Origin of the sequence: Streptomyces cavernae (assembly GCF_004023625.1) — a bacterium.
In the GTDB taxonomy this organism is placed as follows: Bacteria; Actinomycetota; Actinomycetes; order Streptomycetales; family Streptomycetaceae; genus Streptomyces; species Streptomyces cavernae.
In genome coordinates this window covers 75161-89906 of record NZ_RPDJ01000006.1, presented here as the reverse complement: position 1 = coordinate 89906, position 14746 = coordinate 75161, and the positions used below count along the sequence as shown (strand labels likewise).

Sequence of the window (14746 nt, the reverse complement as noted above, 5' to 3'; positions counted from 1 at the left end):
ACGCAGGGACACAGGAAACGGGACACCCATGAGGTTGATTTCTCGCGTGCTGGTTGCGGGTATCGCCGCGGCCGGTGCGGCAGTGCTGGTCGGAACGGTCGGCGTATCGGGGAACGGGAAAGCGGCCGGTGCCGCGCAGGCCCCGGAGGTCGCTTCGGTCGCCGGTGAAGCCCCGGCGTACGCGGTCGAGGACTTCGCGTATCCGCAGGCCGACAAGATCCTCGAAGAGCGGGGGTTCACCCTCAAGCGGGGTGACGGACACATCGTCCTCGCCGAGTGCGGCAGCCAGACGGGGCTGCTGGAGGTGTGGGCACGCAGCAAGGAGATGGTCTGCTTCCGGGTCACCGGAAACAAGGGCTATCTGAGCCTCGAGCTGCCGTCGGTCTACGGAATCAAGGGCAACGACTACCAGACCGAGGTCAACATGACCGTCGACAACGAGGAGAAGACCTTCGACGTCGACCAGAACGCCTGGACGCCGGTCGGGGAAAGCGCCGATCCGGACGGGCGCAGCCACGTGCTCGTGGAGATCACCACCTCCAAGTAGCGCCCCGCCCGCCGACTCTTCGACCGGCCGATCGCTTCCGGTCCGCCGATCCCGTCTCAAGGAAATGGTCATGCATCGCCCACGCAACGCCCGCTATGCCGGGCTGGCCGCTCTGGCCGCGGTTCTCGTCGCGGCGCCTTTGACCGTGACGGCCGCCCCCGCCCGGGCCGTCACCGGCACCCCCGCGTCCGACAACACCTACGGTTTCACCGCGCGCCTGGACATCGGCGACGGCCAACGCGCCTGCACCGGTGCCCTGGTCGACGCGCAGTGGCTGCTCACCGCCGCCAGCTGCTTCGCCGACAACCCCGTAGCGAGCCTGACGGTCCCCACCGGCAAGCCCGCGCTCAAGACCACCGCCACCATCGGCCGCACGGACCTGACCACCACGAACGGCCAGGTGCGCGACGTCATCGAGCTCGTGCCCCACGCCGACCGTGACCTGGTGCTCGCCCGGCTCGCCCGACCGGTCCCCAATGTCACCCCGGCCGTCCTCAGCGCCACCGCACCCGTAGCCGGGGAGGAGCTGCGGATCGCCGGTTACGGCCGCACCAAGGACGAGTGGGCCCCCCTCAAGCTGCACACCGGCAGCTTCACCGTGGACAAGGTGGAGACCGCCCAGGTCGGCCTCACCGGCAAGAACGGGGCCGCCGTCTGCATGGGCGACACCGGAGGTCCCGCGCTGCGCGAGGCGGGCGGGAAGATCGAGCTCGTTGCCCTCAACAGCCGCTCCGCGCAGGGCGGTTGCTTCGGCATCGACGCGGCCGTCACCAGCACGGCCGCGGTCGACACCCGCGTGGACGACATACGCGGCTGGGTCACCGCCAAGGTCGGCGCGACCCCAATCACCGACTTCAACTGCGACGGCGCCGAGGACATCGCCGCCGGCGATCCCAAGGCGACCGTCGGCGGCGACGCGAACGCCGGACTCGTGCGCGTGGTCTACGGGGGCGGCAAGGGCACCGCGGAGCTCACCCAGGACCTCGACTCCGTGCCCGGCAGTGCCGAGGCGAGCGACGGATTCGGCGAGCAGCTCGCGGTGTTCGACCACAACGAGGACGGCTGCACCGACCTCGCGGTCGGCGCGCCCTCCGAGGACATCGGCACCGCGGCCGACGCCGGCCACGTCGCCGTGCTGTACGGCGCACCCGGTGGCCTGACCAAGGGCCAGGCCGCGCTGCCCCTGGAACAGGGCATAGGCGCGGGTGGCATCAAGGCGGGCGCGTCGGAGGCCGGTGACCGGATGGGCCACGCCATCGCCGCCGGACACACCGCGGCCGGCGAGCCTTACCTGCTGATCGGCGTGCCCGGCGAGGACGCCGGCACCATCACGGACGCGGGCAACACCTACTACCTGCGCGGCAGTGTCAACGTCGCGGTGGGCCAGGACAGCCCGGGTGTGGCGGGAGCAGCGGAGGCCGGCGACCGGCTGGGCACCTCGGTCACCGGTTCGCCGAACCACATCGCGATCGGCGCCCCGCAGGAGGCCATCGGCACCAACAAGGCCTCCGGCGGCGTGACGGTCCTCAAGCACGCGCTGAGCTCGGACAACATCCCGGCCCCCGTGGCGGGCATCGACCAGGACACCGACGGCATCGGCGGCTCGGCGGAGGCCGACGACGAATTCGGCGCCTCCCTCTCCGCGATCGCCTACCGGCCCTCCGGCGCCGCCGCCGCGACCGACTCGATCATCGCCATCGGCGCCCCCGGTGAGGCCGTCGCGGTGGGAACCGACAACCGGGCCGACGCCGGACGCGTGGTCACCGTCCGGGTGACCGCGGCAGGCGCGGTGACCCAGCTCGGCGACCTCGGCCAGGAGAGCACCGACGTCACCGGCACCGCCGAGACCGGCGACCGCGTCGGTGCGAAGGTATCGGCCGTGAACACCGCACCGAACGCGGTGGGCACCGCCGCCACCCTGCGGCTGGCGGTCGGTGTCCCGGGCGAGGCCATCGGCAGCGTCACGGCAGCCGGCGCGGTGCACACCTTCTCGCTCCTCGGCGCCCCCGGCGACGGCGACTCCTGGCTCGAGGCGGGCAACGGCCTGCCCGGTACCCCGGGTGCGAACCAGCTCGTCGGCAGCAGCATCCACGCCACCGGCACCCGGCTCTACGTCGGCATGCCCAACGGCCCCGCCACCTACGGCGCCGTGCACGCGCTGCCGTGGGCGAACCCGATCGGGACGACCGGAAACGTGACCACCTACCAGCCCGGTCAGAGCGGCCTCCCCGCCGCGGGCAAGGCCTTCGGCACGGCAATCCGCTAGCCACGGGTAGCCATTTGCAACTACCGGCGCCTGCGCCGAGTGGGCCCCGGAAGGACTGTGCCTTCCGGGGCCCACAGTCGTTGGGGGACCCCTGTTCCCCGGCTCCGGCTCACCCCAGAATGCCGCGGTCGTACGCCACGGCCACCGCGGCCGCCCGGTCCTTGACTCCCAACTTGCCGTACAGATGGGTGAGATGGGTTTTGACCGTGGCCTCGCTGATGAAGAGTTCCCGGGCGATCTCACGGTTCGACGTGCCCTTGGCGACCAGTTCGAGCACTTCGCGCTCGCGGGCCGAGAGGACCTCGCCCGCGGGCACGGCGGGCTTCCTGACGGCCGTGACGAGACGGGACGCGACGGCGGGCGAGAGGACGGTGCGCCCCTCGGCGGCGGCCCGGACCGCCGTGAACAGCTCCTCACGGGGCGCGTCCTTGAGCAGATAGCCGGTGGCGCCCGCCTCGATCGCGGGGATCGTGTCGGAGTCCGTGTCGTACGTGGTGAGGACGAGGACCCTGGCACGGGCGCCGCGCCGGGTGAGCTCGGCGATGGCCTCCACCCCGCTGCCGGTCGGCATGCGCAGGTCCATGAGGACGACGTCCGGGTCGAGGCGCAGGGCGAGTTCGACGCCCTCGGTGCCGCCCCCGGCCTCGCCGAGGACGTCGAAGCCGGGTTCGGAGGCGAACATGCCGCGCAGGCCGTCCCGTACGACGGGGTGGTCGTCGACGATCAGCAGGGTGATGACGCGGTCGGCCATGGTGGGGTCGGTCGTGATGCGGTCAGTCATGGCGCACCAACGGTACGCGAGCACTGATCGCGGTGCCCTGCCCCGGATCGGACTCGACGGCGACGGTGCCCGCGATGCGTTCGGCGCGGGCGCGCATCCCGTCGAGCCCGAAGCCGCCGGTGCCGGTGCGCGGTGGCAGTGCGTGGGGGTCGAAGCCGCGCCCGTCGTCCCGTACGTCCAGGGTGACCTCGTCGCCCATGTAGGAGAGGGTGACGCCGACGCGGGTGGAGCGGGCGTGCCGGGCCGCGTTGGCGAGGGCTTCCTGGGCTATGCGCAGGAGGGTGACGGCCACCTCCTCGTGCAGCGGCTCCTCGGTGCCGGTGACCGTGAACCGGGCGGTGACACCGGTGCGTTCGGACCATTCGGCGACGGTCTTCTTCAGCGCCTCGGGGAGCGTGTCGTGCTCCAGGGCGGCCGGGGAGAGGTTCTGCACGGAGCGCCGGGCCTCGCCCAGTGACTGGCGGGCCAGGGCCTGGGCGCGCTCCAGGTGCTCGCGGGCCAGGGCCGGGTCGGCTGCGGAGGCGACCACCTGGAGCTGGGCGATGATGCCGGTCAGGCCCTGGGCGATGGTGTCGTGGATCTCGGCGGCGAGCCGGCGGCGTTCGTCGGCGACGCCCGCCTCCCGTGCCTGGACGACGAGTTGGGCGTGCAGGGCGGCGTTCTCGGCGAGGGCGTTCTCCAGGGCGGCGATGGTCTCGGCCCGTTCCTTGACCTTCTCGGCCTCCTTGGCCTCCAGATGGGTCATGACGATGACGAGCACCGTGTTCAGGAGGAACAGCGCGCCGAAGGCGACCCAGTTCATCGGCGAGGCGGGCGGCAGACCGCCGGACTGGGAGCCCGCCATGGTGACGGCGGTGACCACGAGCCCGGCCTGGGCGGCCCGTGGCGGCAGCAGCCGCGCGGCATCGAAGTAGCCCATGCAGGCGTAGATCGCGAAGAAGGGGTTGAGCCAGGTGAGGGCGAAGGCGAGGGCGGTGCGCAGGGTGAAGTAGACGTACCCGGCGGTGGTGTCCTTGGGCAGCACCCGGTCGTGGCTGCCCAGCGAATCGGCATCGGCCGCGCAGACGGGCTTCCCGTCCGGGGCGCCGCTGTCGGCGGAGCCGGCCGCCGGGTCCGCGGCCAGCAGCCGCGGCACCGCCCGCGTCCACCACGCCTGGAGAGCCAGTGAGGCGACGACCAGGCCCCCCGCGACGTACATCTCCGGCGGGGTCATCACCAAGTCGGCGGCCGCGGCACCGATGAATGTGGCGAGGCCCAGCAGGCCGTACGGGCCGTACCGGAAGAACTGCGCCCAGCGTTCCTCGACGGTCTTCGTCATTCGGGCCGTGCTCCCCCCACTCACTCCCAACTCCCCCGTGAGATCCCAACTCCCGTGGCCAGGCGGCAACTCCCGTGGCCAGGCGGCAACTCCCGTGGCCAGGCGGCAACTCCCGTGGCCAGGCGGCAACTCCCTTGGCCAGGCGGCAACTTCCCTGGCCGGGTCGCAACTCTCCTGGCCAGGTCGCAATTCCCCCCGTCAGGTTCCAACTCCCCCGGCCTACTCCCACTTGAACCAGCGCCGGGCCGCGGCCATCAGCAGCACCGCCCACAGCGCCGTGACTCCGAGGTGCGTCCAGCTGGGCCAGTCCCCCGCGGTGGCCGCGTCAAGGGCCTGCGCCGCGGCACCCAGGGGGGTGAGGTCCACCACGCGCTGCAGGGCGTCGGGCATGGTCGAGACGGGCAGATAGACACCGGCGGTGAACATCATCGGGAAGAACACCACCGACCCTACCGTCTGGGTGATCTTGGTGGTGCGGCTGACGGCGGAGACGGTGCCGCCGAGCGCCAGGGCGGCCAGCGACGCGAGCACCAGAGCCACGAGATACCCGGGGAACTGGCGGGGCAGGGCCACCCCGAACACGATCCGGCCCACGGCGAGGGCGAGCGCCGCGGAGAGGACGACGGCGGCACCGTGCAGCACGATCTGCGCGCCGATGAGGGAGCCCGGCCGCACGGGGGTGGTGGACATCCGGCGCAGGACGCCCCGCTCGCGGTAGCCGGTGAGGACGGGCGGCATGGCCTGGATGCCGGCCGTGATCACACCGAGCAGGACGGCGACGGGGACGTAGAGGTCCACGACGCGCAGGCCGTTCAGATCGGCCGAGGCTTCCCGGAAGGACGGGATCGAGCCCAGGATGCACAGCAGGACGGTGGGGAAGGCGAGGATCCAGAAGAGGGCGGAGGGCTCCCGCAGGAAGAGACGTGCCTCGGCCTTGAGGACGGCGATGGCGCTGCCCTTGACGGCGGTGGTACTGCCCTGGCCGACGGAGGGGTGGGTGCGCGTGGTGGTCGTGGTCATGATTCCGTTCCCGTCAGGTCGAGGTACGCGTCGTCCAAGGTGGCCTCGGTGACGCGGAGTTCGTAGGCGGTGACACCCCGCCCGGCGAGCAGCGAGAGCACGGCGTTGACCGTCTCGTCGGTGCCGTCGACGAGGATCCGGCCGTCCTTCTCCGTCACGGACGAGACCGAGGGCAGGGCCGCCAGCTCACGGGTGTCCAGCGGGGCGGAGGGACGGAAGGAGATCGCCGTGCCGCTCGCGGTCCGCCCGATCAGCCCGGCCGGGGTGTCGAGCGCGGTGACCCGGCCCTTGTCGATCAAGGCGATCCGGTGGCACAGCCGCTGTGCCTCCTCCATGAAGTGCGTGACCAGCAGCACGGTGACACCGCTGTCGCGCACCTCCTCGATGAGTTGCCAGGTCTCGCGGCGGGCGCGTGGGTCGAGCCCGGTGGTCAGCTCGTCCAGTACGACGACACGGGGGTTGCCGATCAGGGCGAGTGCGATGAACAGCCGTTGCTTCTGGCCGCCGGAGAGCTTCGCGAAGCGGGTGCGGAGCTTGTCGGTGAGACCCAGGCGCTCGGCGAGGGCGCGCCAGTCGGCGGGGTCCGGGTAACAGGCGGCGTACAGTTCGAGCGCCTCCCGGACGGTGATCTTGGGCTGGAGTTCGCTCTCCTGCAGCTGCGCGCCCAGGAGGCGGGTGACGGCGCCGCGGTCGGTGAGGGGGTCGTACCCGGCGACGCGGACGCTGCCGCCGTCGGGACGCCGCAGCCCCTCGACGCACTCGACGGTGGTGGTCTTGCCGGCGCCGTTGGGGCCGAGGATCCCGAAGACCTCACCCTCCTCCACGGCGAAGGACACGCCGTCGACGGCCTTCTTCTCCCCGTAGGCCTTGTGCAGGCCGCTGACTTCGATGATTGCCATGTCCAAGAGCGTGCCGGGGAGGGCAGTCGCGGACATCGGCCATCACGCTCGAAGGGCCATCAGCCGATCGGTCGATGGCCGGCTACGACCGGGCGCACCGCCCCGAGCTCGCGGCTGTCAGTACGGCTGTCAGCGCGGTCGGGGGCAGCCAGACCTTGAGAGTGGCCGGAAACCGCATGAGTACGAGTACTCATGAACGGCACCACGCGTCGCGGCAGACTGTGGGTCTTTGCCGGACCGACCCAGATCAACAAGGAGCCGAACGTGAGACGGATGCGGACGAGAAAAGCCCTGGCCGTGACGGTGCTTGCGGGCTTAGGCCTGACGGGTGCGGCGGCGGGCCCCGCCGCCGCGTCGACCGACGTCCTGTTGCCCCATCCCGGCCCGGACGGCCTGCTATGGGTGGAGGAACAAATCGGGGACGGCGGTGCCGCGTCGGGCGGTGCGTGGGACGGTCTGCCGACCACGCTCACGGTGGCCTGCGAGGGCGGCGGCAGCGTGCGGGTGACGATGGAGTCGCAGCAGGAGGAGGTTGCCGCCTTCTCCGTCGACTGTCCGGCCGGGGCCGTCGGGACCGGCTCGGTGACCATGGACGCCGGGGTGGTCCGTCGGGGGTCCTTCTCCGTGGCCGTCGACGCCACGAACGAGACCATCCGGTGGGCGCTGACCGTGACGCAGCCCGAGTAACGGTCGTCCGTCACCACCTCCGGACGAGAGAATAGGTCCGAACACGGACACGGGATCGTCGGGACACCGGATGGTGGGTACACCGGTTTGTGGGGACACCGGATCATCGGGACACCGGATCGTGCGCCACACCTCCTCGACGACGATCCAGGGAGGAGGCCCTCCATGCCGGAACTGCCGGACGTCGAGGGATTCCGGGAGGTCCTCGAGTCCTGTGCGAAGGGCAGGGTCATCCGGCGCGTCGACGTGCGCGACACGGGCGTACTGCACGGCGTGAGCACGCGCCGGCTGCGCGACGCGCTGGAGGGCCGGCGTTTCACCGAGCCGGAGCGGCACGGGAAGTGGCTGCTCGCCCGCACCGGCGGCCCCACCCTCGTGCTGCACTTCGGCATGACCGGTCGACTGGTCTGCGGCCGCCCCGAGGACGCGGTCGAAGCCCACGACCGCGTCCTGTTCACCGTGAGCGGCGGCCATCAGCTCCGCTACCGCGACCAGCGCAAGCTCCAGGGCCTCTGGCTGTGCGACGACGAGTCCGAGGTCGCTCGGCTGCTGGACCGCCAGGGCCCCGACGCGATGGCGGTGGACCGCGGGGAGTTCGAGGCCGCGCTCTCCGCACGCCGCGGCAGCGTCAAGACCGTCCTCACCGACCAGAGCGTCCTGGCCGGACTCGGCAATCTGCTGGCGGACGAGATCCTGTGGCGCGCGAGACTGCGCCCGACCATCCGGGCGAGCGATCTGACCGAGACCGACCGCCGCCACCTGTACACACACATGCGCCGCACCCTGCGTTCCGCGGTCACCGCAGGCTGCGTCCCACCACGGGACTCCTGGCTCACCGGCCACCGTGACACCCCCGACCCGACCTGCCCGCGCTGCGGTGATCACCTGCGCCGGTCCCGTATGGCAGGCCGCAGCACGGTCTGGTGCCCGCGGTGCCAGTCCCAGGGGTCCTTAGGCCGCCGACGGAGAGCCGTCAGGACGGGGGAGCCGTCAGGACGGGGGAGCCGTCAGGGCGGGGGAGCCGTGGGGACGGAGAGCCGTGGGCACGGAGAGCCGTCAGACGGTGGCGGCCGGGCGGGGGTCGCCGTGGAAGACCTGGCTGGTGTGCCAGGACCGGTGCTCCGGCGCGACGGCGCGGGAGCCCGGCTGGGGGCCGATGAGCTGGCGCCCCGCGAGTGCCAGGACGTGCTCGCCGGCGGCGGCGCTGCGGCCGACGAAGCGCCGCGAGACGAGGATGCGGTGGCCGTCGCCTATGCCGAGCACGCCCTTGTCGAAGAGCTTGTGGTGCAGTGAGCACAGGCACAGTCCGTTGTCGACGTCGTCCGGACCGTCGAACGCCCACCAGCGCACATGTGCGGCCTCCAGTCCGACCGGAACCGTGCCGATCCTGCCGTCGTAGCCGCAGAAGGCGCACTGGTACTCGTAGGCCGTCAGGACCAGCTCCCGCATCCGCGGATCCCGCTGCCTCCGCACGACCGAGACGGCCGGGACCCGTTCGGACTCCGCCGGCAGCAGCTCCAGGCCGACCGCTTCGCACAGGTCACCGTGCAGGGAGGGCGGGAAGTTGGAGTCGAGCAGGACGCGCCATCCGACCGAGCAGCGACGGCTCCCGCCGCAGTGCCGCCCGCAGTTCCGGCACCAGCCGCCCCGTGGCTCCCGTGGCGCGCAGCTTCCCCACCTCGGGGCCCGGGCTGCCCGGTCCGCGATCGGTACGCACCTCCCACACACACGTCGGCGGCCGCCGCCTGCGGGGCGACGGCCAGCAGGCCGCCGAGGACGACGGCGGACAGGGCACCACCGGTCCAGGCGGCGACGAGACTCTTCTGGTGCACGGAGACCTTTCGCGCTGTCCGGGCAGGACGTACAGCGTGGAGACACATGAGGTGTGAGGAAGGTTGCACCGCGCGCCCGAGGACGTGAGAGGCCCGGAGACGAGCGCGACAAGACCGAGGCGATCTTGGGCCGACGGGGACGGAAAGCGCGACGGAGCACGACGAAGGCCCCGACCGGCGAACGGTCGGGGCCTTGTGTTTGCCCTGGTCGGGCGGCTGCGGAGGATACGAGATTCGAACTTGTGAGGGGAAGAACAGTAACCAGAACCACAACCACAGAAGCCCAGCCCTGCTCACGCCTTGCGCCATACGGTGAGCAGCTGGTCGGGGCCGTAAGCCGCCTGAAGACCGGAAGATCTGATCCCGCTGCGGGAGACCGCCACGAGCGGTACTGGCTCGTCGGTGACCGCCGCCCGGTGCTTCTGCAGTGCGGCCAGGTCATGGCTGTCGAACACGGAGTTCTCCAACCACTTGACCGAGCCGAGGAACAGCAGTTGCTTGGCCACCGGCTGCCGGTCGGCGAGCAATGCTCGGAACCTGTGGATCATCCCCGGGTTGGACGCCAAGGGCGTACCTTCCCGAATGATCCTGTGATGGTCACCGAGTAGGCCCGCGTTGCAGCGCGGGTCGGGAAGGCACGCCCGTGCTCAGCGTAGTGAATACCGAGGGTTCCACCGAGTCCGGTTCCCTGATCGACGAGATCGTCCGCGAGGGCGCCCGCCGCATGCTCACAGCCGCGCTGGAGGCCGAAGTCAACCAGTACATAGCCGAGTTGGCGGCCGAGCGGGACGAGCGTGGGCACCGCCTGGTGGTCCGCAACGGCCGTCACCGGCCCCGCACGGTCGTAACCGCGGCCGGTCCGGTCGAGGTCACCGCGCCTCGGGTGAACGATCGTCGGGTGGATGAGGAGACCGGGGAGCGCAAGCGGTTCTCCTCGAAGATCCTGGCGCCGTGGTGCCGCAAATCGCCGAAGGTTTCCGAGGTGCTGCCGCTGCTCTACCTGCACGGACTGTCGTCTGGGGACTTCGTGCCGGCGCTGGAGCAGTTCCTCGGCTCGGCGGCTGGCCTGTCGTCGGCGACGGTGACCCGGCTGACCAGGCAGTGGCAGGACGACCACGCCGCTTTCCAGAAGCGCGACCTCGCGGACCGCGACTTCGTCTACGTATGGGCTGACGGCGTGCACCCCAAGGTGCGGCTCGGTCAGGCTCACTCCTGCGTGCTGGTGCTGCTCGGGGTGCGGCTGGACGGCACCAAGGAACTGATCGCGCTCGCCGAGGGACTGCGCGAGTCCATCGGGTCGTGGGCCGACCTGCTGCGCGACTGCCGGCGGCGCGGCATGCGCGACCCCGAGCTGGTCGTCGGCGACGGGGCGATGGGGTTGTGGAAGGCCCTGGCCGAGGTGTTCCCCGCCGCCCGGCACCAGCGCTGCTGGGTCCACAAGGCCCGGAATGTCACGAACGTCCTGCCGAAATCCGCGCAGCCGGGCGCGACGAAGGCCATGCAGGAGATCTACAACGCCGAGGACCGCGCGCACGCCGAGAAGGCGATCGAGGCGTTCGCGAAGACCTACGGGGCGAAGTGGCCCAAAGCTGTCGCAAAGATCGCCGAGGACCGGGACGAGCTGCTGGCGTTCTACGACTTCCCTGCCGAGCACTGGATCCACCTGCGGACCACGAACCCATCGAGTCGACGTTCTCCACAGTCAAACTGCGAACCAAGGTCACCCGCGGAGCCGGCAGCCCGGCCAGCGGCCCTCGCAATGGTCTTCAAACTCGTCGAGTCCGCCCAGGAACGCTGGCGCGCGATCACCGGCGCCTCACTCGTCGCCCTGGTCCGCTCCGGCGCAAGGTTCGAGAACGGCCACCTCGTCGAACGGCCTGAGACCGCCGCAGCGTGACCACAGCACCGCCACGACACAGTTGACGAACTCATGAAGGGACAATCCGATGCAGCCCGCGCGCGTGAGAACAGCCGCCTACGTGACCCGCAACGTGCCCGGCGGCCGGGAACTGCTCGTTTTCGATCACCGGGACCACCCGGAGGCGGGCACCCAGGTCCCGGCAGGGGGCGTGGATCCCGGAGAGCTTCTCACCGACGCCGTCCTCAGAGAGATCACGGAGGAGACCGGCGTTGCCGCCGTTACGCTGGGCCCCGCCCTGGCCGTGCAGCAGCGCCCGCATCCGCACACCGCCCAACCCCGGGTCACGGTGTTCTTCCACGCGCAAACCACCGAGATTCGCGACACCTGGACGCACACCGTTGCAGGCCAAGAAGGTGACCAGGACCACGGCCTGGTCTTCCGGTGCTACTTCATCCCGGTGGAACAGGCAGCCGGTCTACTGGCCGACAACCAAGGCGAGTTCATCCCCCTCGTCGAACAGCTCAACATCCCCACAACCACCTACTGATCACGATCCACAGGTCTTGACTATTGCTCCCGGTCGGCGCCCACCAAGTCGATCTCCACGTCGTTGCTGCGGGTCCAGTACCCGCCGATCGCCGGGGCGGCGGGCAGGAGCCCGTCCGGCAGGAGGCGGGCGAGGGATGGCGGACGTCGCTGTACGGCAGGTGCCTGGCCCAGCCGGCGACGATCTCCGTCGGCGTCGGCTGTCGCAGTCCGAGCGTCGCGAGCCTGGGATGCGGAAGCGTGCGCCTGACTGTTCGCCGAGAAGTCCTGAATCTCGGCTGTAAACGCAGCCAAGAATGCGACGGTCCAAGCCGAAGAGCAGAGCCGCAATCGCGGCTCGGCTCTTCGTTTCGCCTGTTCAGGCGGCTGCGGAGGATACGAGATTCGAACTCGTGAGGGGTTGCCCCCAACACGCTTTCCAACTGTTGTGGTGGTCTTGAGTGACTCGGACGGGGCCGTTCACCTGCGTTCACGGGCGGCCGGTCGTGAGAGCGGCCAGCGGCTTCGGTCCCGTCTGAACGTCCGTGAACGGCGCTGAATGAGACGGAAACTGAGACGGACGGCGGGGCCGGGCTCGCTAGCATCTTCGCTGTTGAAGGGGGATGTCATGGCGCTAGTTCGCAAGGGATCACGACGGATCGTTGTCGATGGCACGGCCTACCGCTGGCGGCTGAGAGGCAGGCCGACGTACTTCCAGGGGCTGGCCTGGTCGCCGTGCACGTTCGCCGTCGAGCATGCGGACACCCCGGGCATGACGCTCGTGGTCACCACCCACCAGCCGCATCCGAGCAACTGGATCGGTCGTGATGCTGAACCTGTACTGCCGTCCGGTGTGGCTGCGGCTGTTCGGCTTGCCCTGCATGCGGGTTGGACTCCGACGGCTCCGGGCTCCGCGTTCCACCTCGATCAGGTCGCCGACTTCACAGCCTCGCTTTGACGCGGAGAGCACCGCTTTAGGAGTTCGGTCGAGCGGCTCTCCTGAGGCCCTCGCAGTCCTAGGTGATGGCGCTCCTTGAAAGCGGCTCTGGCCGCAGTTGCGTGAAGTGTTGAGGCATGGGCGCCGGAGTGCGTACGTCGCAGAGGTGCTTGGGAGTTCGGCGTCGGTACAGGTACGTGGTGAGCGGGTCAGGATCCGGCGTCGTATCGGGCGCGTGCTGTCTGCATCTCGGTCTCGTGGGCGACTGCCCATTGGCCGAGCGTGATCAGCAGTTCTCGCAGCGAACGGCCGAGGTCGGTCAGGGCGTACTCGACCCGCACTGGTGTGCCGGGATGAAGGGCTCGGCTGATGAGTCCGTCGCGTTCCAGCGATCGCAGCGTGCGCACCAGCATGCGGCGGCTGATGCCCTGGACCGACCGGTCGAGCTCGTTGAACCCATGACTGCGCTGCGCCAGAAGCGACAGCAGCACCGGGCTCCACTTGTCGCCGACACGGCGTAGCAGCGCCGTTGCCGGACACCGCTCGTGGTCGTCGACGGTGACCGGCACCGTGACGCCGACGACGGGTTCGAGTGCCGAGGTTTCAGGGAGGGGTGACATCAATGTGCCTTCTTACGAGACGACGCGCGCTCACCAATCATCAGATTAGACACCCGGCAAAGGAGCTTGTAGTGATCGCAGTGACTGGAGCCTCGGGAAACCTGGGCAGCTTGACTGTCCGGCATCTCATCCAGCGCACCGACGCCGCCCGCGTCCTGGCGTTGTCCCGCACCCCGGAGAGGAGTGCCGGCTTGGGCGTCAAGATCTGCCACGGCGACTTCGACGAACCGGACACGCTGGTACGGGCTCTCGACGGCGTGGAACGGCTGCTGATCATCAGCATCGGCACCGACGACCGGCTGCCCAAGCACGCCCGGGCGATCGACGCCGCCGCGAAGGCGGGTGTAGGCCACGTCGTCTTCACCTCCATCACCCGCGCCGGCGACCCAGGACATCCCAATCCCCTCGTCCCCGACTACGGGGCCACGGAACGGATGCTGGCGAACTCCGGGCTGCCCTTTACGGTCCTGCGCTTCAACGTCTGGGTCGAGATGCTGACCCTGATCGGCGTGGCCCCCCGGGCCGTAGCCACCGGAGTCCTTCCCAGTAACAGTCGGGACGGGCGCATCGGCCACCTCACCCGTGACGACAGCGCCGCCGTGGCCGCCGCCGTCCTGGCCGAGGGAGGCAGTCAGGGCGAGATCCTGGAGGTCACCGGGCCCGAGGCGGTGACCGACACAGACATCGCTGCTGCGCTGACCGAGGCCACCGGCCACCGCGTGCGGTGCGAGGACGTGTCCGACGCCGAACACCCCCAGCGGCTCGTCGATCAGGGAATCTCCGAGCACTTCGCTCACGGCTGGAGCACCGCCGGCATCGCCAAACGCAATGGCTGGTACGACATCACCACCCACACCGTCCAACGACTCACCGGCGAGCCCGCCACACCGCTCACCGACTACTTCGCAGCGCACCGCGCCGATTTGGTCGACTGACCCTGGCACCGCGGAGGCGCCCGCCCCGCTGCGTGGATCTCCTCACTGACCTGGGGATCCACGGAACTGCGGACAGAGCCGTTTTCAAAGGTTCTCATCAATGCGTGTGTGATCGCTCAAGGCCGCCTGCGTCCATGGTCGTTAATGTCAGATGGTGATGTCAGGTTGGATGGTTCGATGAAGCGCATTGAGGCCGAGCTGTTCATAGATGGCGGCAACGACGCCGTGGTTCACATGCCCGGCAGACAGTTCCCCGGGGTCCTGGTGCAGGGCGACTCCCTTCACGTCCTCCGCAGCCACGTGGCGGAGGTGGTGCAGGCATGCGAGCGAGGCGACCTGAATGAAGCTCGGGACTCCGTCGGCCTTCTTCTGGCGAACGTGGATGCTCTGCTGGCTCGGTACGAGGCCGCGTTGGGCGAGCACGAGATTCCGCGGCCGTACTGAGCTGCCAGGCCATCAGCTTGGGAAGCTGTGACACTTTGCGGCTGGTTGGGGCTCTGACCTGGGCGAACGGATGG

At 70.1% G+C, this 14746-nt stretch carries 13 protein-coding genes and 4 pseudogenes; 10 read left to right on the top strand and 7 right to left on the bottom strand.

Annotated elements, in window-relative coordinates:
• Positions 1 to 28: 28 nt before the first annotated feature.
• Positions 29 to 547, top strand: coding sequence for a hypothetical protein (locus EF387_RS16885; protein ID WP_128377387.1), 519 nt, complete (start codon positions 29 to 31; stop codon positions 545 to 547).
• 70 nt (positions 548 to 617) lie between these two features.
• On the top strand, positions 618 to 2813 hold the full coding sequence (locus EF387_RS16880) for a S1 family peptidase (protein ID WP_420802586.1): 2196 nt from the start codon (positions 618 to 620) through the stop codon (positions 2811 to 2813).
• A gap of 109 nt (positions 2814 to 2922) precedes the next feature.
• On the opposite strand, the gene EF387_RS16875 is transcribed toward EF387_RS16880, so the two are convergent.
• From EF387_RS16875 to EF387_RS16860, 4 genes are all read right to left on the bottom strand, one after another.
• Positions 2923 to 3594, bottom strand: a complete 672-nt coding sequence (locus EF387_RS16875; protein WP_420802585.1) for a response regulator — start codon at positions 3592 to 3594, stop codon at positions 2923 to 2925.
• On the bottom strand, positions 3587 to 4912 hold the full coding sequence (locus EF387_RS16870; protein WP_128377385.1) for a sensor histidine kinase: 1326 nt from the start codon (positions 4910 to 4912) through the stop codon (positions 3587 to 3589). The genes EF387_RS16875 and EF387_RS16870 overlap by 8 nt, the downstream gene beginning before the upstream one ends.
• A 219-nt stretch (positions 4913 to 5131) precedes the next feature.
• Positions 5132 to 5932, bottom strand: a complete 801-nt coding sequence (locus EF387_RS16865; protein WP_128377384.1) for an ABC transporter permease — start codon at positions 5930 to 5932, stop codon at positions 5132 to 5134.
• Entirely contained in the window at positions 5929 to 6831 is a 903-nt protein-coding gene (locus EF387_RS16860; protein ID WP_128377383.1) for an ABC transporter ATP-binding protein, read from the bottom strand. Before EF387_RS16860 ends, EF387_RS16865 begins: the two co-directional genes overlap by 4 nt.
• 273 nt (positions 6832 to 7104) lie before the next feature.
• Between EF387_RS16860 and EF387_RS16855 the strand changes: the two genes are divergently transcribed.
• Both EF387_RS16855 and EF387_RS16850 read left to right on the top strand, forming a co-directional pair.
• Positions 7105 to 7518 (top strand): hypothetical protein, encoded by a 414-nt coding sequence (locus EF387_RS16855; RefSeq protein ID WP_238431578.1) that lies wholly within the window; start codon positions 7105 to 7107, stop codon positions 7516 to 7518.
• 165 nt (positions 7519 to 7683) lie between these two features.
• Positions 7684 to 8466: pseudogene (locus tag EF387_RS16850) on the top strand (Fpg/Nei family DNA glycosylase); the annotation flags it as partial.
• Positions 8467 to 8574: 108 nt separating this feature from the next.
• On the opposite strand, the pseudogene EF387_RS16845 reads toward EF387_RS16850, so the two are convergent.
• A pseudogene (locus EF387_RS16845) lies at positions 8575 to 9244 on the bottom strand (phosphorothioated DNA-binding restriction endonuclease); the annotation flags it as partial.
• Here EF387_RS16845 and EF387_RS48370 point away from each other — a divergent pair.
• A complete protein-coding gene (locus EF387_RS48370) occupies positions 9168 to 9407 on the top strand; it encodes a hypothetical protein (RefSeq protein WP_238431587.1) in 240 nt (79 codons plus the stop codon). The pseudogene EF387_RS16845 and the gene EF387_RS48370 overlap by 77 nt on opposite strands.
• 236 nt (positions 9408 to 9643) lie before the next feature.
• Here the strand turns inward: EF387_RS48370 and EF387_RS16840 are convergent.
• A pseudogene (locus EF387_RS16840) lies at positions 9644 to 9871 on the bottom strand (ATP-binding protein); the annotation flags it as partial.
• A gap of 122 nt (positions 9872 to 9993) precedes the next feature.
• On the opposite strand from EF387_RS16840, the pseudogene EF387_RS16835 reads away from it, so the two are divergent.
• The 3 genes and pseudogenes from EF387_RS16835 to EF387_RS16820 all read left to right on the top strand — a co-directional run bounded on the left by EF387_RS16835 (position 9994) and on the right by EF387_RS16820 (position 12694).
• A pseudogene (locus EF387_RS16835) lies at positions 9994 to 11247 on the top strand (IS256 family transposase).
• Positions 11248 to 11296: 49 nt separating this feature from the next.
• A complete protein-coding gene (locus tag EF387_RS16830) occupies positions 11297 to 11758 on the top strand; it encodes an NUDIX hydrolase (RefSeq protein WP_128377382.1) in 462 nt (153 codons plus the stop codon).
• A 606-nt stretch (positions 11759 to 12364) separates the two neighbouring features.
• Positions 12365 to 12694 carry a hypothetical protein gene (locus EF387_RS16820; RefSeq protein WP_128377639.1) on the top strand — a complete coding sequence of 110 codons (330 nt, stop codon included), beginning with the start codon at positions 12365 to 12367 and terminating at the stop codon, positions 12692 to 12694.
• A gap of 188 nt (positions 12695 to 12882) precedes the next feature.
• Here EF387_RS16820 and EF387_RS16815 read toward each other — a convergent pair whose 3' ends face one another.
• Positions 12883 to 13293: a winged helix-turn-helix transcriptional regulator gene (locus tag EF387_RS16815; protein ID WP_238431557.1), complete on the bottom strand. Its 411-nt coding sequence runs from the start codon at positions 13291 to 13293 to the stop codon at positions 12883 to 12885.
• 71 nt (positions 13294 to 13364) lie between these two features.
• On the opposite strand from EF387_RS16815, the gene EF387_RS16810 reads away from it, so the two are divergent.
• Positions 13365 to 14228, top strand: coding sequence for an NAD(P)H-binding protein (locus EF387_RS16810; protein WP_420802584.1), 864 nt, complete (start codon positions 13365 to 13367; stop codon positions 14226 to 14228).
• Positions 14229 to 14372: 144 nt separating this feature from the next.
• On the top strand, positions 14373 to 14672 hold the full coding sequence (locus EF387_RS50020) for a DUF6959 family protein (protein ID WP_420802591.1): 300 nt from the start codon (positions 14373 to 14375) through the stop codon (positions 14670 to 14672).
• Positions 14673 to 14746: the final 74 nt, after the last annotated feature.

Coding starts and splice junctions, on each gene's coding strand:
- EF387_RS16880 (WP_420802586.1), top strand. CDS start 618: ATGCATCGCCCACGCAACGCCCGCTATGCCGGGCTGGCCGCTCTGGCC.
- EF387_RS16865 (WP_128377384.1), bottom strand. CDS start 5,932: ATGACCACGACCACCACGCGCACCCACCCCTCCGTCGGCCAGGGCAGT.
- EF387_RS16855 (WP_238431578.1), top strand. CDS start 7,105: ATGCGGACGAGAAAAGCCCTGGCCGTGACGGTGCTTGCGGGCTTAGGC.
- EF387_RS16870 (WP_128377385.1), bottom strand. CDS start 4,912: ATGACGAAGACCGTCGAGGAACGCTGGGCGCAGTTCTTCCGGTACGGC.
- EF387_RS16860 (WP_128377383.1), bottom strand. CDS start 6,831: ATGGCAATCATCGAAGTCAGCGGCCTGCACAAGGCCTACGGGGAGAAG.
- EF387_RS16830 (WP_128377382.1), top strand. CDS start 11,297: ATGCAGCCCGCGCGCGTGAGAACAGCCGCCTACGTGACCCGCAACGTG.
- EF387_RS16820 (WP_128377639.1), top strand. CDS start 12,365: ATGGCGCTAGTTCGCAAGGGATCACGACGGATCGTTGTCGATGGCACG.
- EF387_RS16885 (WP_128377387.1), top strand. CDS start 29: ATGAGGTTGATTTCTCGCGTGCTGGTTGCGGGTATCGCCGCGGCCGGT.
- EF387_RS50020 (WP_420802591.1), top strand. CDS start 14,373: ATGTCAGATGGTGATGTCAGGTTGGATGGTTCGATGAAGCGCATTGAG.
- EF387_RS16875 (WP_420802585.1), bottom strand. CDS start 3,594: ATGACTGACCGCATCACGACCGACCCCACCATGGCCGACCGCGTCATC.
- EF387_RS16815 (WP_238431557.1), bottom strand. CDS start 13,293: ATGTCACCCCTCCCTGAAACCTCGGCACTCGAACCCGTCGTCGGCGTC.